The 25,293-nt window shown below is 35.3% G+C and carries 14 protein-coding genes; 1 reads left to right on the top strand and 13 read right to left on the bottom strand.

From position 1 onward, the window contains the following. Positions 1 to 63: 63 nt before the first annotated feature. Positions 64 to 2,439, bottom strand: a complete 2,376-nt coding sequence (locus tag ACFFGA_RS10925) for a heavy metal translocating P-type ATPase (protein ID WP_386064347.1) — start codon at positions 2,437 to 2,439, stop codon at positions 64 to 66. Between the two features lie 152 nt (positions 2,440 to 2,591). Between ACFFGA_RS10925 and ACFFGA_RS10920 the strand changes: the two genes are divergently transcribed. Further along, on the top strand, positions 2,592 to 3,227 hold the full coding sequence (locus tag ACFFGA_RS10920) for a Crp/Fnr family transcriptional regulator (protein ID WP_386063771.1): 636 nt from the start codon (positions 2,592 to 2,594) through the stop codon (positions 3,225 to 3,227). Between the two features lie 72 nt (positions 3,228 to 3,299). Here ACFFGA_RS10920 and ACFFGA_RS10915 read toward each other — a convergent pair whose 3' ends face one another. From ACFFGA_RS10915 to ACFFGA_RS10860, 12 genes are all read right to left on the bottom strand, one after another. Further along, the gene (locus ACFFGA_RS10915; protein ID WP_386063768.1) at positions 3,300 to 5,249 is read right to left on the bottom strand and encodes a S9 family peptidase; all 1,950 of its coding nucleotides are present in this window, start codon (positions 5,247 to 5,249) and stop codon (positions 3,300 to 3,302) included. Between the two features lie 20 nt (positions 5,250 to 5,269). Next, positions 5,270 to 8,482: a VPS10 domain-containing protein gene (locus ACFFGA_RS10910; protein WP_386063765.1), complete on the bottom strand. Its 3,213-nt coding sequence runs from the start codon at positions 8,480 to 8,482 to the stop codon at positions 5,270 to 5,272. A 107-nt stretch (positions 8,483 to 8,589) separates the two neighbouring features. Next, on the bottom strand, positions 8,590 to 9,198 hold the full coding sequence (locus ACFFGA_RS10905; RefSeq protein WP_386063762.1) for a YdeI/OmpD-associated family protein: 609 nt from the start codon (positions 9,196 to 9,198) through the stop codon (positions 8,590 to 8,592). 19 nt (positions 9,199 to 9,217) lie between these two features. Continuing rightward, entirely contained in the window at positions 9,218 to 9,406 is a 189-nt protein-coding gene (locus tag ACFFGA_RS16130) for a GIY-YIG nuclease family protein (RefSeq protein WP_512701470.1), read from the bottom strand. A gap of 154 nt (positions 9,407 to 9,560) precedes the next feature. Further along, positions 9,561 to 11,201, bottom strand: coding sequence for a M1 family metallopeptidase (locus tag ACFFGA_RS10895; protein WP_386063759.1), 1,641 nt, complete (start codon positions 11,199 to 11,201; stop codon positions 9,561 to 9,563). 46 nt (positions 11,202 to 11,247) lie between these two features. Beyond that, positions 11,248 to 12,594 carry a M28 family peptidase gene (locus ACFFGA_RS10890; protein ID WP_386063756.1) on the bottom strand — a complete coding sequence of 449 codons (1,347 nt, stop codon included), beginning with the start codon at positions 12,592 to 12,594 and terminating at the stop codon, positions 11,248 to 11,250. A gap of 7 nt (positions 12,595 to 12,601) precedes the next feature. Next, positions 12,602 to 13,744, bottom strand: a complete 1,143-nt coding sequence (locus tag ACFFGA_RS10885) for a DUF6265 family protein (RefSeq protein WP_386063753.1) — start codon at positions 13,742 to 13,744, stop codon at positions 12,602 to 12,604. Between the two features lie 20 nt (positions 13,745 to 13,764). Further along, positions 13,765 to 14,337, bottom strand: a complete 573-nt coding sequence (locus ACFFGA_RS10880; protein WP_386063751.1) for a Pycsar system effector family protein — start codon at positions 14,335 to 14,337, stop codon at positions 13,765 to 13,767. Between the two features lie 31 nt (positions 14,338 to 14,368). Next, the gene (locus tag ACFFGA_RS10875) at positions 14,369 to 15,409 is read right to left on the bottom strand and encodes an adenylate/guanylate cyclase domain-containing protein (RefSeq protein ID WP_386063748.1); all 1,041 of its coding nucleotides are present in this window, start codon (positions 15,407 to 15,409) and stop codon (positions 14,369 to 14,371) included. Next, entirely contained in the window at positions 15,409 to 15,783 is a 375-nt protein-coding gene (locus ACFFGA_RS10870; protein ID WP_386063745.1) for a response regulator, read from the bottom strand. The genes ACFFGA_RS10875 and ACFFGA_RS10870 overlap by 1 nt, the downstream gene beginning before the upstream one ends. 33 nt (positions 15,784 to 15,816) lie before the next feature. Further along, positions 15,817 to 17,898 carry a tetratricopeptide repeat-containing sensor histidine kinase gene (locus ACFFGA_RS10865; protein WP_386063742.1) on the bottom strand — a complete coding sequence of 694 codons (2,082 nt, stop codon included), beginning with the start codon at positions 17,896 to 17,898 and terminating at the stop codon, positions 15,817 to 15,819. Between the two features lie 90 nt (positions 17,899 to 17,988). Continuing rightward, positions 17,989 to 25,290: a sensor histidine kinase gene (locus ACFFGA_RS10860; RefSeq protein WP_386063740.1), complete on the bottom strand. Its 7,302-nt coding sequence runs from the start codon at positions 25,288 to 25,290 to the stop codon at positions 17,989 to 17,991. Between the last annotated feature and the right edge of the window lie 3 nt (positions 25,291 to 25,293).

Here is a 25,293-nt window from a genome sequence, read left to right as displayed (position 1 = left end):
GTTATGGTTCAAAATTACTGTTGATCTTATTCTTAAAACATGATATTTATCATATTGAATAAATTATTTTAATTTTCGTCCTAGAAGATTTGTAGCAATGGTTGTAAATACTACAATACTTATAGAACTCAGTGGCATTAATATCGCTGCTACTACAGGTGCTAATTGTCCTGTAACTGCAAAGTATAAGCCTATAATGTTATAGAAAAATGAAAGCACAAAGCTCCATTTAATAATCTTTATAGCAGATTTTGATGCTTTTATATAAGCATAAAGTTGTTTGAATTTTGAGGCATCTAGTATGGCATCGCAAGCAGGGGAGAAGACATTAACATCTTCAGAAATTGCTATGCCTACATCACTTTGCGCAAGAGCACCAGCATCATTTAATCCATCTCCTATCATAAGAACTTTTGCTCCTTCAGACTGATGGTATTTTATAAACTCTAATTTATCTTCTGGTTTCTGATTAAAAATTAGTTTTGTTTTAGCAGGAAGCAGTTTCTTTAAATTTTCGAGTTCTCCTTCATTATCACCTGAGAGAATAACTAAATCATATTGTTTTTTTAACTGGTTAAAAAGTTTCGACACACCTTTTCTGTAACTATTATAAAAGGTATATTTTCCTTTGTAAACAGCATTACTGCTTATATGAACTGTGGTATTTAAGACTGAAGTTTCTTGAGGGTTACTTACAAAACTTGCAGATCCGATTTTTAGATTAATAGTGTTATGCTTGGCTTCAATCCCTCTGCCAATATGCTCTTCAAAGGCGTCAAGTGTTACAATGTCATGCTCTTCAAGAATGTTATACAATGTTCTGCTTAATGGGTGATTAGAGCCACGAAGAGAATTTTTTAATACTAAAGACTCTTGTTTAGATAATGTCTCTCCTTCGTACTCTGCATTACTGTGTTTGTTAGATGTTATAGTTCCGGTTTTATCAAAAATAATAGTATTGATTTGTGCCAATTGCTCTATAACGCTTGCATTTTTTATATAGAACTTTAGTTTTCCAAAGATTCGTAATAGGTTCCCAAACGTAAAAGGCGCAGAAAGTGCAATGGCACAAGGACAAGCTATAATTAAAACTGCGGTAAAAACATTCATTGCTTTACTTACATCAGTTATTAGCCAATAAGTTGTTGCAATGACAGCAATTGTTAAAATGGCAATAGTAAAGTGTTTACTGATGTTATTGGTGATAGTTGTAAAGCCTTCTTCTTTATTTTTATTAAAGACGTCATTGCTCCATAATTGGGTTAAATAACTTTGCTCTACTGACTTTAGAGCTTCAAGTTCAATAACACCAGAGGTTTGTTTGCCTCCAGCAAATAATTTGTCACCAGACTGTTTTGATACGGTTTGCGATTCGCCTGTAACAAAACTATAATCGATTTTGGCTTTACCATTAATTAATATGCCATCTACTGGAATTAACTCTTCATTCCGAATTAAAATCCGGTCTCCTTTTTCAATATCATAAACTTGAATGGTTTCTTCATAACCTTCAGTGTTTATCTTAGTTACTGCAATAGGGAAGTACGATTTATAATCGCGTTCAAATGACAAGAAATCATAGGTTTTTTGCTGAAAATATTTTCCAACTAACAGGAAGAAAACTAAGCCTGCTAAACTGTCGAAAAAGCCAGAGCCCAGATCAAACATAATTTCAATTGTACTTCTAATAAAAAGAACAGAGACACCTAGAGCAATTGGTACATCAATGTTCAGTAACCTAGCTTTTAAACCTTTATAGGCTGAAATAAAATAATCTTGAGCAGAATAAAATACTATAGGAAGCGATAGAGCAAACATTAACCATCTAAAAAATGGTTTGTATTGCTCTAGCCAAAATTCGTTAACTTCAAAATACTCAGGAAATGATAAAAACATTATGTTTCCAAACCCAAATCCAGCAACTCCTAATTTGTAAATTAAAGAGCGATTGATCTGCTTTTTACCCGATTTAAAATCATCTAAACTGATATAAGGCTCGTAACCAATAGAACTCAATAAGATGACCAAAGACTTTAAATCAGTTTCCGTAGAATTGTAAGTTACGCGTACTGTTTTCTTACCAAAATTAACTTGAGAATCTGAAATATTAGGATTGAGCTTGTTGAGGTTTTCAAGAATCCAAATACAAGAACTACAATGAATATGCGGAATATAAAGGGTTACAATTTCTAATGTATCACTTCTAAATTCTGTTAGTTTTTCTATAATATTTTCTTGGGATAGAAAATCGTATTTCCCTTCAATTTCTTTTGGGATAGCACCTGGTGAGTTTTGTAAATCGTAATAACAGGTTAAGTCATTTTCGTTAAAAATCTCGAAAACGGTTTTACAGCCATTACAACAGAATGATTTTTCTTGAAAAGAAATGACATGATTGCCACACTCATCACCGCAATGAAAACAAGTGTTGTTTTCCATTTTTAATTTGCTCATTTATACCTGTAACAAAAGTCACAAAACTTGTGCTTTTAAAATATGATATTTGTCATGTTTTATATAACTTTGAAAAGGTTGAAAACTAAACAGGTATGAGTAGATGTGAAAGTTGTATTGCAAGGCAGTTAAACTCAATGAAATCCCTCACAAAAGAGGAATTGAAACGTGTTTCGGATTGCAAGACAACAAAATATTATAAGAAAGGTGAAGTAATTTTTGATGAAGGGGAATCGCTACACGGTGTTTATTGTGTGCGTAGTGGTGTTTGCAAAATGACTAAACTAAGTGCTAACGGAAAAGATCATACTGTAAAGTTATTAGGAAAAGGAGAACTTATTGGCCAGCGGTCTATAATTAGCGATGAACGAACGAATCTAAGTGCAATTGCACTTAATGATATTGAATTATGTTATGTGCCTAAAGATCAAATTTTAACGAATATTCACGAGAATAAAGATTTTTCTTTTGATGTATTACAACATTTAGCTTCTGACTTGAAAGGTGCCGAAGATGATTTAATTAATATGGCTCAGAAGTCTGTAAAGCAACGATTGGCTGAGGCTTTAATTTATGTTGAGCGAACATTTGGAAGTGACTCTAATGGCTATTTTAACTTGGTGCTTTCAAGGGAAGATTATGCCAGTATCGTTGGTACAGCAACGGAATCCGCTATCCGGATTCTTTCGCAATTTAAAAAAGATGGACTTATTTCTACATCTGGAAAAAAAATTAAGATAGAAGATGATAGTGGACTTAAAAGAATAGAGTAGATATTGGCATTAAAATTAAAAAGGCTGTCTAAAAAGAATACTTTTTAGACAGCCTTTTTTTATTTAGATAGCTTAGTTAGACTCCGTCTCTATCTTTTTTGAAGGTGTTTCTCCATCTAGAGGTTCGTTTTCCTTTTTTAAATGAATATCTAAAAATTCTATAATTTTACTATAAGCTTCAATTTGGTTTTCCTTTTTAATAAAACCGTGACCTTCGTCTTCAAATAAAACGTATTCAACAGGTACACCATTTTTTCTCACTCCAGCAACAATCTCATCAGACTCTACTTGCAAAACTCTTGGGTCTTTTGAACCTTGTAATACTATTAAAGGCTTAGTAACTTTATCGGTATGAAATAATGGTGAAATCTTTTTGAGCCTTACAGAGTCTGCTGAAAAAGGATCACCTAATTCTTTGTAAAGTGCCTCTCTAAAAGATTCCCAATATGGTGGAATACTTTTAAGTGTACGCATCCAGTTGGTTACACCAAATAGATTAACACCAACATCAAATTCTTCGGGAGCATAGGTTAATGCAGCCATAGTCATATAACCACCATAAGAACCTCCAATAATTCCGATTTTATTACCATCAATCTCAGGTTGAGTTGCCAACCAGTTTTTACCTTCAACACAGTCTTGTAAATCTTTTTCTCCATGGTTTTTATCATCCATTTGATAAAAGGTTTTACCATAACCACTACTACCACGATTATTTACGGCAAGAACCGCATAACCTTGATTAACCATATATTGGATTAACGAATTAAAGTTTTGACGTGTTTGCCCTCCAGGACCACCATGTACCCAAACCATTGCTGGAACTTTACTTTCTGCTGAAGCTTGATGAGGTAAATAATATATGGCTGGAATTTCCACTCCGTCAAATGATTTGTAACGAATCACTTTTGCAGTTACTAAGTCCTCTGAATTTATTTCATCATTAAGAACATTGGTTAATTTGTGTTGTTCCTTGGTATTAAGATTATAAGTATATAAATCTGAAGGTGCATTAGAGCCGCCAACGTACATGCGCATCCAAGTTTCATCATCGCTAAAACTTACACTTGTTATGCTTTTTCCTTCAAAATCTGGTAATTCAATTGGTTTCATTGTTTTAGCGTCTAAAACTTCAATGGCATTCTTTCCATCTTCATTAACGTAAACGACCATGTATGTTCCTTCGGAAGTAAAACCACTACCCATAATGTCCCATGACTTCTCAATTTCCTTTTTCTTTTCTTTGGTTTCAAAATTATAAGACATAAGGTATGAGAATTCTGAGCCATCATCTGTTGTATAGTAGAATTTTGAATTATCCTTAGAAAAATCTTGAACTGAATTACCACTAAGATTGTCATTTATTTTAATAGTTTCCTTGGTTTTGGCATCATAAACAAATAGATCGCTATCATTGGTGTTTATGGTTTTTGACAAAGCGAAATAGTTTTCGTCTTCAGACATGCCACTAAAATCCATTCCATCATTGTTTTGATATAATAATTCTGATGAATAATCTTCAATAGACATTTTGTAAACGTCAAAAAAACGTGGGTCTCGTTTATTAGAGCCGTAATAAAGATGTTTATCGTCCTTAGACCAACCATAGAAGTCTGCCTTTGCACCTTCAACAGGTGTAATATCTTTAATGTCTCCATTTATTTCCCTAACAAATAAGTGGTCAATTTCATCACCATTACCATCAGCACTTAACAACATTCTATTATCGTTTGGAAAATAGGCATTAGCAAAGTATGAAGTGCTATCTGATGCTGTAATTGGAGTCATTTCACCACCTTTTGTCGGTATGGTATAGGCATTGTAAATACCAGAGCGGTTACTGGAAATTAATAAATTACTATTATCTGGGGAGAAACTACCTCCTCCAACGGCTTCATTATCCATAAATTGATTTATGGTATAATTTTGAATTTCGCGTTGTGCGATCTTTTGGTCTTTCTTGTCTTCTTTGCAAGAAAACATGGAAAGCGCAATGCATAATGTTAAAAATTTTGTTTTCATATGATATTGTTTTTTGATTGTTAGTCTATGCTAAAAACTTTGGTTTCTTTAAATGGATCCATCTGAATTTGTTTCATTTGGTTTTGATAATCTTTCCATTCCTTATTAAAGAAACTATTGGTTTCTCCTAATAATTTGTCTAAAGCATCTTTTGCATGCTTTATTAATGTGGTTTCCGTTGAGGTTATACCTGTTTGACTATTATTAACATAGCCTTGAGCAGCCCTCAATCTTTGTATTGGTGTAACTTCAGGGTTTCTGGTAATACCTTGGCGTTTATCTTCTTTACCTAAATATTTATCAATTAAACTGTCTATAGCTTTAGCGGTATTTTTTGACGCTTCTATCTGTGTTTTATACTTTTCTTTGTCTAGCTCAGCCAGCTCTTTTTTATACTTTTCTGCTATGTCTTTGCTTTCAATTAATTGTTTTACAGCATCTGCAGTTGTTTCTTGCATTTTTTCCAACTGTTTAGAAGCAGCATAAACTTCGTCTATGTTTTTTTGAGATACATTTAATCGAGGATCTGATTCTACTTTTATAGTTGTCTCAGACATCTGATCTCCGTAATGTAAAACGGCCTTGTAAGTTCCTGGCTTTACACTAACACCACCTGGTTCTCTTGTTTGTTTTCTTATGCGACGCGATGGTCTGTTTACGCCAGCTTCATCCATATACCATGTCCATTTATGAATGCCGTTTTCTTTTGGAGCCTTTTGTTTTAGCGTTCTAATGAGTCGTTCTCCATCATATAATTTAAGTGTTAAAGAATCCCATTTGGAATCTTTTTCTAATCCAACTTTCTTATCACTAATAGCTTTATCACCTTTTTTTGCATCTGATTTAATATCAGATTTTACAGCATCTTTTTTGTTGAATAAATAGCTGAATCGAGCTCCACCACCACGATTATCACCATGATACATAGCATCTGCTCCAAAACGACTTCCCGTTGGTTGCTGATATGCTGCTTGGTACGCTGTAGGAGGATTGAATAACGCTATGTTTGAAGTCATAACAGAACTATTCTTTGCCATTTCTCGTAAAGGTCTAATATCATCTAAAACCCACGCAGCACGACCAAAAGTTCCAATGACCAAATCGTGTTCTCTTGGATGAATTACCAAATCCTTAACCGATGTTGTTGGGAAACCTTCGGTCCATTTCGTCCATTTTTCACCAGCATTTATGGATACATATAAACCATCATCAGTGCCTAGAAACATTAAGTTGGGTTCTTCTAAATCTTCAACAATGGCAAGCGTGTAGCTTTCTACATCTTCTGCATCAACAATACGTTCCCAAGTTTTACCATAGTTTTTTGTTCTGTAAGCGTAAGGCGTATAGTTAAAACGTCTATAATCGTTTGCGATGAGCAATGCTTCTCCTTTATTTTTATTTGATGCTTTTATTTGAGCGATCCAACTGCCTTCTGGTAAACTTTTTATTTTTGAAACATCATTCCAAGTTTTTCCTCCATCTTGTGTGTAATGAATTCGCCCATCATCTGTGCCAACCCAAAGCATATCTTTTTCAACTGGCGAAGGCTCTACGACCAAAATAGTACAATGATTTTCTGCACCAGTGGCATCCATAGTTAATCCACCACTTTCTGATTGCTTTAATTTTTCAGGATCATTAGTACTTAAATCTGGCGAGATGACTGTCCAAGTTTCGCCTTTATCGGTGGATTTATGCACAAATTGACTTCCGAAGTAAACAGTACTATTATCAAATGGATCGATATTAATAGCAGCATTCCAATTGAATCGTAATTCTACATCAGTATCTGGATGCGTAGGTCTAACACCATAATTATTTCCGGTTTGCCAATCGTAACGGCTTACGTAACCTTGTTGACTCATCGTCCAACCATAACGAGAATCGTCTCTATCTGGAATGACATCAAAACCATCACCAAAACTAATTTCTTGCCAATAGCTATTTCTTATACCTTGCGCACGCCAAACATAAGCTGGTCCTCGCCAAGAGCCATTATCTTGCATACCACCATAAACATTGTAAGGAAATTCGTTATCTACATTAATATGATAGAACTGTGCTACAGGTAAGTTGCCAATAAAACGCCAAGTTTTCCCTCCATCTTTAGTAATGTTCATGCCTCCATCATTTCCGTCTAGCATAAAATTGCCATTTTCTGGATGAATCCACCAAGCATGATGGTCTGGATGAATACCATTATCTACGCCATAAGCTGGCATCAGTTGTGTGAAATTTTTTCCACCATCTTCTGAAACATTAACATAGGTAAAAACCGAATAGACGCGATTTTCGTTTTGAGGATCTACATAAATTTCAGAATAGTAAAATGGACGGTTGCCTATATCGGATTTATCATTTATTTTTTTCCAATTAAAACCACCGTCTTCACTTTTGTACAATGCATTTTTCTTGGCTTCAACTATTGCGTAAATTATATTCGGTTTGTTTGGTGCTATTGCCACTCCAATCCTCCCTAAGTCTCCTTTTGGAAAACCATCATCTTCAGTTATTTTTTTCCATGTTTTTCCTCCATCATGCGTGATGTGTAAGCCTGAGCCCTTTCCTCCAGAATTGAAGAACCACGGATCGCGTTTGTGTTCCCACATGGCAGCAATTAATTTGTTAGGATTTGTAGGATCCATTACCAAATCAGCAACACCAGTTTTATTATTTTCAAAAAGAATTTTAGTCCAAGTTTCTCCTCCGTCTGTGGTTTTAAAAACTCCACGCTCTGGATGTTCTCCCCAAGGTGAACCAATGGCACCAACGTAAACCACATCTGGATTTGTTGGATCAACAATGATTCTATGGATATGTCTCGTTTTTTCAAGACCCATAGCCATCCACGATTTTCCACCATCCAGAGACTTGTATATACCATAACCTCCGTTAAGTGAGTTACGAGGATTACCTTCACCAGTACCAACCCATATAACACTTGGATTAGATTGTTGAATTTCAACGGCTCCAATAGAAGCAGTCACTTCTTTATCAAAAATGGGTTCCCATTTAATGCCTCCGGAAGTTGACTTCCAAAGGCCACCAGAAGCTGTGCCAACATACATTATATCAGGGTTTTTGGTAACCACATCTATAGCTGTTACACGACCAGACATGCCACCAGGACCAATATTACGTGGTGCCATGTTTTTAACCATATCCATTGAAAATTCTTGTGCAGAAGTAAGTGCTATGCAAAACAGCATAACGAGCGTGACTAATTTCTTCATTATTTTAAGGTTAGTTAAGTAAAGCTTAAAATTAATGAAAAGAAATCATAGATTTCTAAAAGAGATGTTAAGTTGTTAAAGGTTTTAATAAAATTATGGCTAGGCTTTTACCATGCATTACGACTTTTAACATTAGCATCGCAGAGTTTAATTATCTCTGCGATTCTTTTTTGTTTGGTTTCGTGTCGTTTGGCTTGATTCAACCAGTACAAATAATTTTTTCTATAACTAGGAGCAAAGTTGAGGTAATTGGTATAAGCATTTTTATTATTGTCGAATGCTTTTTGAAGCTCATCAGGAATAATGCCATTTTCAACATCATCCAAGGCCGACCAACTTCCGTTTTCTTTAGCAATTTTAATCGTATTAAGTCCGCTTTTATGAATTAACTTTTGCTGCTTTAATTCTTTAATGTAGGTTTTGTTTAGCGCACTCCAAACGCTTTTTGGTTTTCTAGGGCAGAAGTATTGTCTTCGTTTTCCATTGCCCAAACTTTTTACTGTAGAGTCTATCCAACCATAGCAAAGCGCAACTTTAACAGCTTCTTCCCAACGCATGGAATCGTTTTTATGTTCTACTTTATAGAAAATAAGATGAACTCCATTTACTGAGTCATGGTTTTGGTGTAACCATTCTCTCCATTCGGTATCGGTTTTGAAATATAGCTCTGGTAATTCCATTTTCTTTTCTAGTAATTTTTTGCTGAGTTTTGTCATTCCAGCGTAGGCAGGAATCTTATTCTTCAAACCAATCTACAGACAAATCAGACCAATCTTTATTGTTTTCTTCAATTAAGTTAATCTTCCAATCTCTCTTCCATTTTTTCATATTCTTTTCTCGTTTAATAGCGTCATTTCTATATTGAAAAGATTCAAAATAAATCAATTTATCAAGGTTATATTTTGAAGTAAAGCCCTTTACTATTTTCTTTTTATGCTCAAGTATTCTTCTTTCTAAATCGTTTGTAACACCAATATAAAGACTCCATTTTTCTTATTTGTTAAAATATATAGATAATGTTGATGAACTGTTTTATACATATTATAGATTCCTGCTTTCACAGGAATGACAATCTATATTATTTTTTAATAACATTAGAATTCACATAGAAATCTCTGTCAATTTTGATAGCATCAGTCTTAATTTTTTTCGTTTGCCATACCGCTTTAGGAAACAGCCATTCAGATTTTCCATCAATTTCAATTTGTATAGGCATATCAAAACCATCAACAATTTCTGTCCAACGGTAAGTTAGTTCACCATTTTCAATTTTGTATTCTAGTGTTGGAATTTTTGTGGTTCTTAAATACTGATTGAAAAACTCGGTTAAATCAATACCAGTTTTTAAACTGATATAATCTTCTATCTGTTTCGTAGTCACTGTTTGATGATAGAATTCTGAATTTAGACCTCTGAGAATTTGTCTCCACTTTTCATCGTCCTCTAAGAGTTGACGTAGTGTATGCAATATATTAGCTCCTTTGTAGTACATGTCACTAGAGCCTTCATTATTTACGTTGTAAACACCAATTAATGGTCTGTCATTCTGAATACTTTCGCGCGTACCAATAACATAATCGGAAGATGCTTCTTTACCATAATAGTAGTCTAAAAAGAGGTTTTCAGAGTAGGCTGTGAACCCTTCGTGTATCCACATATCTGCAATGTCCTTGTTGGTGATATTATTTGCAAACCACTCGTGACCACCTTCATGGATGATGATAAAATCGAACTTTAAACCCCATCCTGTTTGTGATAAATCATAACCTAAATAGCCTTTTTTATATTGATTACCATAGGTTACAGAACTTTGATGTTCCATACCTAAATAAGGGACTTCCACCAGTTTAAAACTATCTTCGTAAAATGGATAGGGTCCAAACCAATGCTCAAATGCTTTCATCATTTTTGGTGTATCTTTAAAGTGTTCTTTAGCTTTTTCAAGATTATAAGAAAGCACCCAATAGTCCAAATCTAGCTTTCCTTTTTCACCTTCATAAACTTCAGAGAAATTTACATAATCACCAATGTTAACATTTACACCATAATTATTGATTGGATTGCTGACAAACCAATGAGATTTTACTTTATCTCCTAAGTCTTCCAACTTTCGCAATCTGCCATTTGATACATTTGTTAGCCCTTTTGGAATTGTTACACTAATCAACATACTATCTACTTCGTCGTACATATGGTCTTTATTTGGCCACCAAACACTAGCTCCAAGTCCTTGACAAGAGGTGGCAATAAAGTGTTTACCATTTTTATCTTTTTTCCATGAAAATCCACCATCCCAAGGAGCACGTTTGGCTTCTCTTGGATTACCTTTATAGTAAACTTCAATTGAATTTATATCTCCAATATTTTGATTTTCGGTAAGTGTAATAAAATGTGCGTTACCGTTATGTTCAACTTGTAATTCTTTACCATTCTGAAGTACTTTGGTCATTTCCATTGGTTCTTGCAAATCAATTTGCATTACCTGATGCGGTTTTAATACTTTGTACTGAATGGTGTTCTTTCCTGAAATAAACTTTTCTTCCGGTTTAACTTCAATATCTAAATGGTAATAGGTTAAATCCCACCATTCACGCTCTGGTGTGATGCTGCCTCTTAATGTATCTTGACTTGTAAAGCTGTTTTTTTCTTGAAGCAGTTGTGCATGGGTTACTAGACTAAAGCCTAAAAAGACTGTAAGAGCTATAAAATTTTTAATCATACTTTTATTAATATTAAAATTCCTGCCAACTCAGGAATGACAAAATCTATCTAATTATTTTATTAGGAAACACTACAACGCTTTCATGTCCATCTTCACCAATTGCTGCAACGCCAAAGAAGAAATTATCAATAACGATACCATCTAGTGTAAATTCAGTAACATTTTCTACATAACGACTATGATTCCAGGTTGGTGAAGTAGTATTTCGCCAATATATTTTATAACCTTTTGCACCTTCAACTTTAGTCCATTTTAACTTAGCAGAAGCTTCTACAATACCTCCAATACCAACTTCGGTTGGTACAGGTGGAGCAGAGGCGAGGTTAGCCATGGTAATCGCATTAACTGTGGTTAGTTTTTTGCAATACGGAAAATTGACATGCTCAAAGGTATCTCCATACTCAATACCATTTTCGGTACGAATATCTTGATGTTGTTGTGTGTAATTTTCATGCGCTTCCATAATTCTAATACCTGCGAAACCAACATCATTAAAAGGTCTGTGATGTCCACCACGACCAAAACGGTCTAATCGGTAAACCATCATTGGATTCATTTCTGGCATGTAGGTTCTAGTTGTTTCATAGACGTACCTCGCTAATTGACGAGATGTGCCATCAACCTCTCCACCATAAAAACGGCGACTTCTGGCTTGTCTTGCTAATTTTTCAGGATCTGTTTCTGCAGTTGTTATAGGCTCGGAGAAAATTCTGAAAGTACGGTTGTCAACAACACCATCAACACCAGAAATATTGCCAATCATATCGTTATTTAAAACTCCGATGATGTCCCAATTGTTTTCCTTTGCATATTTCGCCATACCTTGACCACCAAACAAACCTTGTTCTTCACCTGCAAGTCCTAAATAAACAATGCTGCTTTCAAATTTATATTTAGAAAGCACTCTTGCAGCTTCCATAGCACCTGCCATACCTGTTGCATTATCATTCGCACCAGGTGAATCTGAAGTAAAATCTGTTGGGTCTGATACTCTAGAATCAATATCGCCACTCATTATAATATAACGGTTTGGATATTTTGTGCCACGTTGAATGGCAACAACATTAACCACATTGACATCTTTTACGATGCGCTGGTTAGTGCCTTTTTCAATTAAATTACTTTGATAAAAAACTTCTAAACAGTTATTACAATCTTTAGAAATATTATCGAATTGCGATTTTATCCATCGACGAGCAGCTCCAATACCACGTGTTTGTGAAACGGTGTCGCTAAGCGTATGCCTTGTGCCAAAGTCGGCAAGTGTCTTTACATCGTTACGCAATCGCTCTTCTGAAATAGCATCTATTATGTCATAGATTTTTTGATCGGTTTGAGTGAAAGATTTTAATGAAAAGAAAATAACAAAAAGCGTGATAATATATTTCATAGCAGTCTTAATTTGTAAGCTTTAAAGTTCCGAAAATATTGGCATCAATCCAACCTTTGTTTTTGTCTTCTCCTTCTACATAGATGGATCCAATAAAATTTTCGCGTTCGACACTTTTATCGTTATCGCAGTAGGCTAGGGCAAAGCCAACAGTTTTACCAACATGGAGTTTTACTGGTGAATTTTGAGCATCGTCTTTATATGTATCATCAAATAATGAAATTTTTACTTCCCAAACTGAAGTATTGCCTTTAGTAACTCTTTTAGACTCTATATGCGAATTATATAATTTCCCGTCTTTTTTTGTTGACATATCAACTACGTTGCCATCCAAGGCAATATGATAAGCAAAGGCATTATGGTTGTATTGATGTTCGCCACCACTGTTGTCTTCATCAACAAAAATTTCAAGGCAATCATCGTCCCACCATGCTTCGAGAGGATTACTATTTTTGTCTAATAATACATCATCTTTTATTTCGGCTAATAGATATAATGCGTCTTCTGACCAAGCTAATTTGTAACGACCAGAAAAATCGTCTTTAGTGTAAGCTTCACCTAGCCATAATTCATTCAATGGTAGCCAATCTGTATGCGACCAAATAAAATCATCAGCTATTCCATTGATAATAGGGTTTGTTTTTGCTTTTTTTACAGTAGTGATTTGGCAATTACGTTTATTAACTCGTTTTTTATAGTGTAATTTTACGGTTTCGGTTTTGCCTTTATCTTTGATATCTACATAAACATTCATTTCCGTGTCATTTACTTTTTCAAAAGACATACCTTCAAAGACTACTTTGTTCTCAGTAATTTCTTTAAGCGGAAAATCGACCGTTTCCTCTTTAGTTTCCCAACCTTTTATATCTGGTCCAAAATGTTTGAGTTGAAGAATTAATGAGTTTTCAATTTCTCTGATGACTTCGATTTCATAAAAGGTAACTTTTCCATCATTGATTAATTTGAATGTAGCCATCATAGAACCTCCAGAGGGTTCACTCCAGATTTCTTCGGTTTTACCACCAAAAGCTTCACCATGCCATGTGCCAGCAATCCAAGCAATGTTTTCTAGTTTTGGTTCTAATGTTTTGGTGTTTTGAGCGTTACTATTTAATGTAAATACGATTAATATGAACAATAATAATTTCATTTGCTAGGTTTCAAGTTTTACTAGCTCAAGATAAAAAGAAAATGGTATAAACCTGTTATAAACAATATAATTAGACCAATTGCTAAAAGACTAATTGCGCGTTTTACGTTTCTAAATTTCCAATCTGATATTTTCGAAATAATAAATATTTGCTCTCCCAGTTGCATAAACAATTGGTCCTCATTTTTACTCATGGTAAGAAAGGTTTGAGAAAACTCTTTTACATCACCAAATTTTGTAATGATGTCCTTAAAGAAAAACATGTTTTTGGAAAATTTCCCTTCAATTTTTGGAATAAAACAGCGAATACAAAAAAAGATGGAGGCAGAGGTACAAAGGATCCAAGCACCTATAAGAATATATAAAACAGTATCGTTAGTCAACTTATCTGAAAAATTTTCAGTGCCTTGATAAATGAAATTTAGAAGAATACCATAAAAAGATAGAATTAAACCAGCTTTGAGCTCAGAAGCCTTTATTAAACTGGTTAAATAACCAATGGTTCCCCAATAATGATCTACTAATTCTTCAGTATGGTTATTTTGACTTACCTTCTTGGTGGATGGTTTCTTAATTGGTTTTTGTTCTTCCATGATTTATAATGGTTGGTTAAATGTCTTAAAGTTATTCCTTTACTTGATAAATTGTTAAAGGTTGAGCTTTATTTTTTAAGGTTATGCTTCCAACCTTTTCACACTTAAAAGATTCCTTTACCTGATTATAACAATCTTCTGAAATAATAATTTGGTTTTCCTTCGCGGCATCTTGCAGTCGCGCTGCTGTATTAACGGTATCACCAATTACGGTGTAATCTAAACGCTTTAAACTTGCAGACCCAATATTTCCTGAAATCATTTCTCCACTCTTTATACCTATGGAAACTTTTGGTTTAAAGTCTAAATTATCATCAAGTGCAGGCAGATTATTGATTTTTTCGCAAACTGCAAGTGAAGCATCAATAGCTCTGTCTAAATGGTATTCGCCTCTAAAAACAGCCATAATAGCATCACCAATAAACTTATCAATATAGCCTTTGTGCTGCATAATTTCTTTAACCATTTCATCAAAATAAGCATTGACTAATGCGACAACTCTATCGGCTTCTGCATTTTCACTGATTTTAGTAAATCCACAGATATCAATAAATACTACTGTAGCTTCAATAGTTTCATTCGCCATAATGGTAGATTCGTATTCACGGTTTCCCATAAAGTTCAGTACATTTTCATCCACATACATTTTTAAGATATTGTTCTCTTTTATGGCTTGTAGTGTTTCCTTAATATGCTGTGCATGTTTTAAGGTTTTTTCCATTGTAACGGTTAAATCTTCGAAATTGATTGGTTTGGTTATAAAATCGAAAGCACCTCTATTCATGGCAGTTCTTATGTTTTCCATGTCGCCATAAGCCGATACAATTACTGATTTTATTAATGGAGTCAACTCACTGAGTTTGCTTAACAAAGTAAGTCCGTCCATTTCTGGCATATTGATGTCGCTCAACACAATATCAACATCAGGTTCTTCATCTAATTTTTCTAATGCATGACGCCCGTTTTCAGCAAAAAGAAATTCGTATTCCTTTTCTCGTATTTTTTTTCTGAACTTTTGTTTTATCAAAACTTCTAAATCGGCCTCGTCATCTACTACTAATATCTTTGCCATTATATTTTTTGAATTAATTTTTCCTTTAATAATTTAAAATCAACAGGTTTGGTGAGAAAATCATCAGCGCCTAATTTTTTTGCCGTATTATAATTTTCTTCATCACCATAAGCTGTAACCATCATTACCACTGGAGGTGGTGCTATAAAATCTTGTTTTATTTTTTCCAAAAGTTGAAGTCCGCTCATGCCAGGCATATTAATATCAGATAGAATTAATACGGCTTCTTGCTCTATGGATCTTAATGTTTCTAACGCTTCTTCGCCTGAAAAAGCAAACATAAATTCTAGTTCTTCTTTTCTTATTTCTTTTCTGAAGCGTTGAAGAAACAATGTCTTTACATCTTGTTCGTCATCTACTACTAATATTTTCATTGTGCTAAGTTTTTAAATTAATCCCCTTTTAATTTATGTTTTTGGAAGGCTCACTGTAAAAGTGGTACCTTCTTTATCTTTACTTTCTACTTGTAATTTTCCATTATGAGCTCTAATGATATCATAACTCATGCTTAATCCTAATCCTGTACCTTTTCCAGTAGGTTTTGTGGTGAAAAACGGTTGGAAAATTTTGTCTAGGATGTTTTCAGGAATACCATTGCCATTGTCCTTAATAATTATTTCAATAGTATCTTTTAATTTTATAGTACTTACTGAAACCGTAGGTTTAAAATCTTTGGATTCGGAATTTGATTTCTTCTCATCAACCGCATAAAATGCGTTTGTGATCAGGTTTAAAATCACACGACCAATATCTTGAGGAACGACGTTAAGGGTTTTTATATTTTCATCAAAATCTGTTTCTAATTGTGCATTAAACGACTTGTCTTTTGCTCTCAGACCATGATAGGCTAATCGAAGATATTCGTCTGCTAATTTGTTAATATCCGTAGGTTCCTTTTTGCCTGTATTACTACGACTATGCTGTAACATGCCTTTTACAATACCATCAGCACGCTTGCCATGATGATTAATTTTTTCCAGGTTTTGTTTAATATCTGAGGCAATATGCTTTGCTTCTTCAATATCTCCTTTGTCCAGCTCTTCATTCATTTCATCAACGAGTTCATTACTCACTTCAGAGAAGTTATTGACAAAGTTTAGTGGATTCTGAATCTCATGCGCGATACCAGCAGTTAACTCTCCCAAACTTGCCATTTTTTCAGACTGTATTAATTGTGCTTGTGTGGCTTTTAATTCATCTAAAGACTGCTGAAGTTTATTGTTGGCAGCTTCTAAATCCTTTTGGTTTTGAGCGAGTTCCGTATTAAGTAGTGCGAGCGCTTTTCTTTTCTTTCTGATATTCTTCATGGTAAAATACATGCCAAAAAGAATTATTCCCAATAATACAGCAATGCCTATGTATAAAAGTTGTGTTTTACGTTGACGACTAATGGTAGCATCTTGTGTTTCAATGGTTTCATCTTTTTTCTCAGATTCGTATTTTATTTGAAGTTCAGACTCTAACTGTTCTATGATTTGCTTAAGTTCATTAATTCTGGCATCGGAATAAAGGTGATTGTATTCTAATGCTTTTTGGTAATCTTCTAAAGCTTCATAAGAATTTGAAGCATGCATATAGTTTTCCCTGAGATTTGGTGTGTTTCCACTCTTTTTCATCAACTCAATGGCTTCCAAAGTATAAGTCAATGCCTCCTCATTTTTATTTTGAAGTCGGTAAACATGTCCAATATTAGCCAAAGCTGGAATAATTCCTCGTTCTATATTGTAATCCTTAGCAATTTGGTAGCATTTTTTATATTCTGCAATAGCATCGTCATAGCGTTGCATATACTTATAGATGTTACCACGTGTGTTGTAATTTTTAGCTAGAGCTGTTTCGCCACTATTCGCAGCAGTTAATACTTCGATGGCTTTGTTTATTGTATTGAGCGCTTCATCGTATTTTTCTAATATTAAAAGATTGTCTGCTTTATACCTATAACTTAGAGCCAATTCATTAGGTGTATCAAGTGTTTTTTGGATATCTATAGCTTTTTGACAATAATCAGCTCCTTCACTATATTTTTCTTGGTAATACAGAAGGTCGCAAAGTCTGGTGTAACATCTTGCGACACCATCTTTTGCATTAAGGGTTTCATATAGTTTTAAGGCTTTAAAATCTTCAGTCATAGCTTGGCTATATTCACCACGTTGCTTGTAGGCATCTTCCTTTTTTAAGTAGGTTTCGGCTTCAAGTAGTGGAAGTTTTGCCTCTTTTGAAACTTTTTCGGCGTTTTTGAGATAAAATAAGGTTGAATCTATAGACGTATTGCCTTGGTGCCATTTGGCGAGATTATGGTAAGATTTTATAAGGTAGGTTTTATTGTCATTTTGTTTTGAACTGTTAACGGCATAAAAAAGGCTTTTATATACTTTAGTTGAGTCTGTTATAGGTTGTGTAAGTTGTTCTGAAATTGATGAAACCAATGCTTCAACATCATTTTGGTTTACTGTTGATGTGTTTTGAGCAATGCAATTAATGCTAAGCATAAACATTGCGACTAATAGTATATAGCCTTGAATGTACTGTCTGAAAATATGTCGTAAATACTGCTGCCTCATCATTATTTTTTATGTAATTTATCCATTTAAAGGTAATTGAATTGTAAAAGTTGTGCTTTCACCTTCTTCTGTTTCAACTTCTAGTTCGCCATTATGTGCTTTTACGATATCAAAACTCATGGACAATCCTAAACCAGTTCCTTTCCCAGTAGGTTTAGTGGTGAAAAAAGGTTGGTATATTTTGTCAATAATATGTTTAGGTATGCCATTACCATTATCTTTTACTGAAATTATGACCTTGTCTTTTAACTTTTCTGTTTTCACTGAAACGGTAGGTTTATAAGCTTTGTTTTTAGAATTTGATTTCTTTTCACCAACAGCATAAAACGCATTAGTAAATAAGTTAAGAACTACACGTCCAATATCTTGTGGTACTATATTCACAGTTTTTATACTATCATCGTAATCCGTTTCTAGTTGTGCGTTAAATGATTTGTCTTTTGCTCTTAAACCATGATAAGCTAATCGAAGATATTCGTCTGCTAAAGCATTGATGTTTGTAGGTTCCTTTTTGTCTCCACTAGCGCGACTATGCTGTAACATCCCCTTTACAATGCCATCAGCACGCTTACCATGATGGTTTATTTTTTCTAAATTCTGAATGACATCATCCATGATAGCTTTAACTTCTTCCATATCACCATTTTCCATTTCCTCAAGCATTTCGTCTAACAACTCTTTACTAACTTCGGAAAAGTTATTGACGAAGTTTAATGGATTTTGGATTTCGTGAGCAATACCTGCAGTGAGTTCACCCAAACTCGCCATTTTTTCAGACTGGATAAGTTGTTTTTGGGTTGCTTGAAGATTAGACAAAGTCTTTTCTAATAACTTTTTTTCAGCCAAAAGTGCACTGGACTGCTCCTCTTTAATTTCAATATCTCTAAAACGTACATAAGCCTGTTCAAAGACTTTTGCAAACCGTATAAGAATTTGATTTTCCTCATCAGTATAGGGTTCTTCGGAATATCTTACTATTTGAATACCAGACGACTTGCTATAAGAGATTGACGTGGTAAAAGCATCAGACTCTACCATAATTTTCTCTAGCTTTTTTGGGAATGAATTAGCGGCTAATAGATAGTCGATATATTCTTTTTTAATAGCACCAGTATATGTTCTTGTAAATAATTCATCTCTATTGGCATTAATAATGTTATAGTCGCGCTGAACTTTTGTGGCTTTACTATGCGGTATCGTTAATGGCTTTTTAAAGGTAGAGCCACCTATCCAAACATCATAATCTTTCGTAGCATCCATTTCACCACTCATACCAACAGCATCCATTTGTAATCCAAGAGCCTGCATTTGGTAGAAGATTTCATTTGCTACATCTTGCATCTCATTAGAGCCATCCATAGCAAGCGAACGTGACCTTACTTTTTCTAAACCAGCTTCAATATGGGCTTCTCTTGTTTGCGCTTCTGCTTTTTTAAGATCCATAAATCGAATATAAGCTTGTTCAAAAACCTTTGAGAAACGTATCAGGATTTCTTTTTCAGAATCCGTAGGCAAGACACCTGTATTTGATGGAATAAGTATGGCCGAATTTTTTTGCCAGGCAAAGGAAAGAACGTGTTTATCATTATTAAAAATCCATTCCTTGACTTTTTCAGGAAAATATTTGTAGTCTGAATGTTCAAACGCATGTTCAAAAAAACTGTTTTTCTTTTCAACTGAATATGATTTTGAAAAATAGGCTTCGCCACTTTCTTTAGATTGCCATGCGTCTTTAAAAATAACATGGTCGAAATAGGGAAGAAGGTACTTGCCCACATGGCTAAAATCTGGCGAAGCAATCCAATGCAATACATCTTTTGAATCTGGAAAATAGGTGCAGAGGGTAACTCCATTGGCATCTAAAATAACTCCTAATTCCTTCAATTTTTCTACGATCACCACGACTACATCCTTGAGTTCATTGGCGTTGTGCATGGCAAGGGAACGTGAACGCACTTTTTCTAAAGCGGCTTCAATCTGTGCTTCTCTAGCCTGAGCTTCTGCTTTTTGCAGGTCGAGGAAGCGTTGGTAAGCCATCCCAAACTCATTGGCAAACTTTATGACGATTTGTTCCTCTTCCTCGGTTGCAGGACGTACTTGGTTCATACCGATGTAGCCAAAGGGATGTTTGCCTGCGGTGTGATAAATGCCGTCAGGATAATCTTTTGGTGTGATGCGTGAATCTTTTGGCATCGATGCAAAAGACTCATGGAATACATCCCATACTGTAGATAGTTGTTCTTTAGGGAAATGTAATTTGTTGATGGCCGTGGCTTTGTCTGCTTTCCATTTATCAACCGTTTCTTTCCAGTTGTCCATGGCATCTAGTGCGACGGTTTGCTCGCCAAAACTTCGGTTACCAAATTTTCCCGTTTCCCGAAAGGTAAAGGTGTTGTTCTCAAAGTCTAAGACCGTCATGTGTGTGCTCATGGGCACAATTCCTAAGACATCAAATTGCTCACAAAGTACCGAAAGCACCTCATCCAATTCATTGGAATCGTGCATTGCCATAGCTTTGGCTCTTACACGTTCCAACGAGGCTTCGATTTGTGCATTTCGTGCTTGTGCTTCCGCTTTTTTAAGGTCGAGGAAACGTGTATAGGTACGTTCAAACTCTACACTAAAACGTTGTAATATTTGATTTTCTTCTTCAGTAATGGCACGTTTAATATTAATACCGAAACAACCGTATTTCATGAAGGCTTCGGCGTAATACAGTCCATTTGAAAAGTATTTTGGTGTCAAATTTTTGGCATCCTTCAACAGTTCTTCCCATGCCATAAAGAACGTTGTAACCTCCTTGGGTTTAATATGGTGGATGTGTACCGGCACACCACTTTCCCAATCCTTAAAACATTTAGCCGTATAAGGTTCGGATTTATCCAAAGGATAGACAATGGCCTTACTTTGCGTTGAAGTATTCTGTTTTCCATTTAGGTTCCATGCTACCCAAAATTGATGCTCGTTATTGGCTTCATCTGGCAACCATACATAGGAAAATTCAGTCTCTATTCCCAACAATTGCAACTGCTCGTGGAATACCTTTGACGTGGCATCTATTTCTTCCGAACGTTGCATGAGCATACTTTGGGTACGCGTGCGCTCCAATGCTGCTTCAATTTGTGCTTTGCGTGTCTGTGCTTCTGCTTTTTGTAAATCCAAAAACCTTGTATAAGTCTGTTCAAAGACTTTGGCAAAGCGTTGAAAGATTTCGTGGGCTTCAGGTACACGTTCATAGGTAATAAACAAAAGAAAACCATTTGTAAACTTCGCTAAATGATTGACCTGAAAGGTTGGTAAGGTAATATTAGCATCCCTTAATTGTTTGAAAGTATCTTGAAGCTCTGGCAGGCTTTGCATGTAATCGTAATGTTCCTCTAAATCCTTGTCACCTTGTTCATAAACAAAAAACTGTTCATTGTTTAAAATAGCGTTGTGCCATGGCTTAAGACTTTTATGTTCTGTTAAGGGTAGTATAAAAGGCGACTGAATCTCACCTTCGCTACTCATGATACATGTACTCGATTTTTTATCTTCGGAAAGAATATTGTAACCACAACTCCAAGCAGGAATTCCTAAATTCTGTACTTCTGTAAATAACACGTTGGCAGCTTCTGGCAGTTCCTCACTATGTTGCATGGCCATGGTACGACTTCGTACTTTCTCTAAAGCTGTTTCAATCTGTGCTTCTCGTGCTTGGGCTTCTGCTTTTTGTAGGTCTTGAAACCTTATATAAGCTTGCTCAAATGCATGGGTCATTTTGATGACAATATTTTTAACGTCCTCATCGGGTGGTTGCACCATATCAAAAGCCAAGAGACCATTGGCTAAGCGTCCACAAGGGTTCCATTGGTGGGTGAGATTTCCTTCTGTGATTGCTTTCTTGAACTCCGCAGCAATAGCTGGATTAATGTCTCCCCATTCTCTAACAGCCTTATTAAGTCGTTTTAAATCATACTCGAATACCATGTAATTTTTACCTTTCTTCAGTTCGTCCAAAAGTTCAGTTCCGAGCAATTGATAGTCGTGCGCATTGTATGTGCTGAGTTGACTTTTTGGGTCGCCAATATTTCCAGGCGATGAAAAATCCCACCAGGTAAAGTAATCGTTTTCATCCCTCAACCCGATAGATGCACCTGTAAAGCCGTCCAATTCAAGATTTTGGACCTGATTTAAGAGTTGTTGGGTTACTTTTTCAAAATCGGTTGTAGTGTGCATAGCCATTGCTTCTGCACGAACCCTTTCAACAGCCACCTCAATCTGTGCTTCTCTTGCTTGTGCTTCGGCTTTTTTGAGGTCAAGAAAACGGGTATAAGCTTGCTCAAATACTTTGGCAAAGCGTTCTAATATTGCATTTTCATTAGGTGCAAATGTTTTACCTTTATGATTAACCACTAATAGGGTCGTATTCTCAGATACGTAAAATGATCTAGAATATCCTCCTGAAGTATTCAGTGTTTTTGACTTTTCTTTTTTACTAAGGTCTGACCAAGGTTTTTGTTTTAATAAAAAACTAAAAAATTTCGTTTTTTCTTCATGGGTAAACTCTTCTGTATAAAGCCCATTTCCGTTCTTAACATATTGCAATAAGTTGGTGTAGATGAGATTTTTAGTATATGGAATTTTTGTTTCCATAGCAGTATCAGTTGTACCTCCAGAACCCCAAATAAAAAGTTCTTCGTCAATGTCTTCATTAACAATAATAAATGAGCCGCCATCAATACCAATATTTAATCTTAATAACTCCTGATGGACTGTATGAATGACCTCTTGTAGCTCTTTAGTTTGATGCATGGCCATACTTCGGGAACGGACACGTTCTAAAGCGGCTTCAATCTGTGCCTCTTTTGCTTGTGCTTCTGCTTTTTGTAAGTCAAGGAAGCGTGTATAGGCTTGTTCAAACACCTTAGCAAACCGTTTAAAGATGGTCTCGTTTGGATATGGTTCAGTTGTAATAACTAGCATATAGCCATATTTAAAATAGGCGGCATGCCACTTTTGCCATGTTGGGAAAGCAATACCTTCGTTTAACATGCCTTGAAAAATAGGTTGAACATCAGGAACCGTAAGCATGTATTTATAATGATCCTTGAGTTCTTTACCTCCTTTTTCAATTGAAAATAAATCTAGATTTTTCTTCCAGCCTTGGTACATTTTTTTATGAGCTGAATCTTTGGTGTTAGGGATTTTTAAATGAGGCATGATGCCCTTTTCATTGGCAAACCAAAACTCATCGACATCGGAATCAGTTTTACAAAAACCAAATCCAGTTCCCCAAAGTTCACCACCTAAGCTCTTTAGCTGTTCGAAAAGGACGAATGCTACATCACCAATTTCCTCGCTTTTATGCATTGCCATACTACGAGAGCGCACTCTTTCTAAAGTTGCTTCAATCTGTGCTTCTCGTGCCTGTGTTTCTGCTTTTTGAAGGTCAAGAAATCGGGTATAAGTTTGCTCAAATACTTTGGCGAAACGTTTAAAGATAGCATGTGAGTCAGGTACATGTTCTCTTGTGATAAATAGCAGATAACCATATTTAAAATAAACAACATGGTCTATTTGGTAGGTTGGAAAACCATGGTTTGTTTCTTTTAAGGTTTTTAATACATCTCCTATAACAGGAAGTGAGCTCATATATTCGTAATGAGCTACACAGTCGTCACCAGAAAATTCTTGAATGACAAGTGTTTCACCTTTTTGACCTTTGTCGTAATAATCCTTAAATATACCTTCTCGTGGAACTGTATAGGTGTGTAAAACACCAGCTTCGTTACCAAACCATTCGGTTGATTCGTTTTCTCCGTAAATATTAAAAGCGCAACCCCAAGTTTTAATGCCTAAAGCTCTTACTTGTTGATCGAGTAAGAAAGAGGCTTCTTGCAGTTCGTCACTGTGCTGCATGGCCATGGTTCGGCTTCGTACTTTCTCTAAGGCGAGTTCAATTTGGGTTTCTCGAGTTTGTAATTCTGCTTTTCTAAGGTCGAGGAAACGTGTGTAGGTTTGCTCGAAAACTTTGGCGAAACGAATCAATATAGATTGTATCTCTTCGCTTAAGGCTTCTCCAGTAACAATCAATAGATGACCATATTTAAAATTTGCGCTACTCAGCACCAAGCAATCCGGTAAATCTTTTAATGATGATTTTTTCCAAGGTGCGTATTTAGCAATTATTTTATGGTGCTTAATATTAGCATCACCTTTAAGTTCAGTGCTGTGAAATGGTTTCTTTTTTTGCCAATTTTCGTATCTATCTTTAATATGTTGGTCTGCATTATAAGGTAGTGTCCAAAAACTTTTGAAAGACTCATCATTGGCATCGGTCATCCAAACATTCCATTGTTTTTCTGTATCATTATTGATAAGATAACCACAAGAGAAAGGCGTAACTCCTAGTTTGTAAAATTCTTTATAGAGTATTTCTGCGGCATCTGATAATTCATCACTTTTTTGCATAGCCATGGATCGACTCCTTACTTTTTCAAGTGCCAATTCAATTTGGGTTTCTCTCGTTTGTGCTTCAGCTTTTTTAAGGTCTTCAAATCGTTTATAGGCCAAATCAAATACAGAGGCAAAACGGACTAAAATATCTATAGATGCTTGTGGTGGATTATCAATTTTTCCAGCAAGACTAAAACCAATTTCACCATGGGTTGTACGTGCCATGATAAAGGTCAATCCGCCAATATGAAGGATGTCTTCTTCAGTAGGTGCATGCGGATCTACTAACTTATACTTGCCATAAGTATTCATTTTGTCAATATAATCCCAAGCGTCTTTACCATTGAGTGCAAGTACAAAATATGGACTGTTGCTTTTTTCCCATTGGTGTAAATCTTCCATTTGTTCATGAACGAACTTTGGAACTGTTATGACCATGCCAAGACGACCACCATCTTCGGCTGTCATGGACATTTCGTAGTTGTCTTTAGCCCAATTCATGTGCCAGAAATAGTCAGCTTCATGACCTAGTGAAAGGAATTCATCACGCATGGTTACCACAATATCAAACAAATCAGAAGACGCTTGCATAGCCGTAACTTGCGAGCGAATACGTTCTAGAGACAGTTCAATTTGAGTTTTTTGCGCTTGGATTTCCGCTTGTTGCAGGTCGAGAAAACGTATGTAGGCTTGATTAAAAACCTTCGCCACTCTTTTAATGATTTCAATGTCATCCGTAGATAATTCTTTGCCTTCAAAATCATTCACATTAAAAACAACATGCTTTGAAGCTACCATTGTAATGGTATATGAAGGACTTTCGAAAATCATATTAAGAATATCTTCAGGTAGGTCTTTGAACTCTACGGTATTTTTTAACACATA

It is taken from the genome of Winogradskyella pulchriflava (assembly GCF_042434315.1).
In the GTDB taxonomy this organism is placed as follows: domain Bacteria; phylum Bacteroidota; class Bacteroidia; order Flavobacteriales; family Flavobacteriaceae; genus Winogradskyella; species Winogradskyella pulchriflava.
The sequence above is the reverse complement of the archived record's forward strand: the minus strand, read 5'-3'. Positions and strand labels throughout refer to the sequence as shown.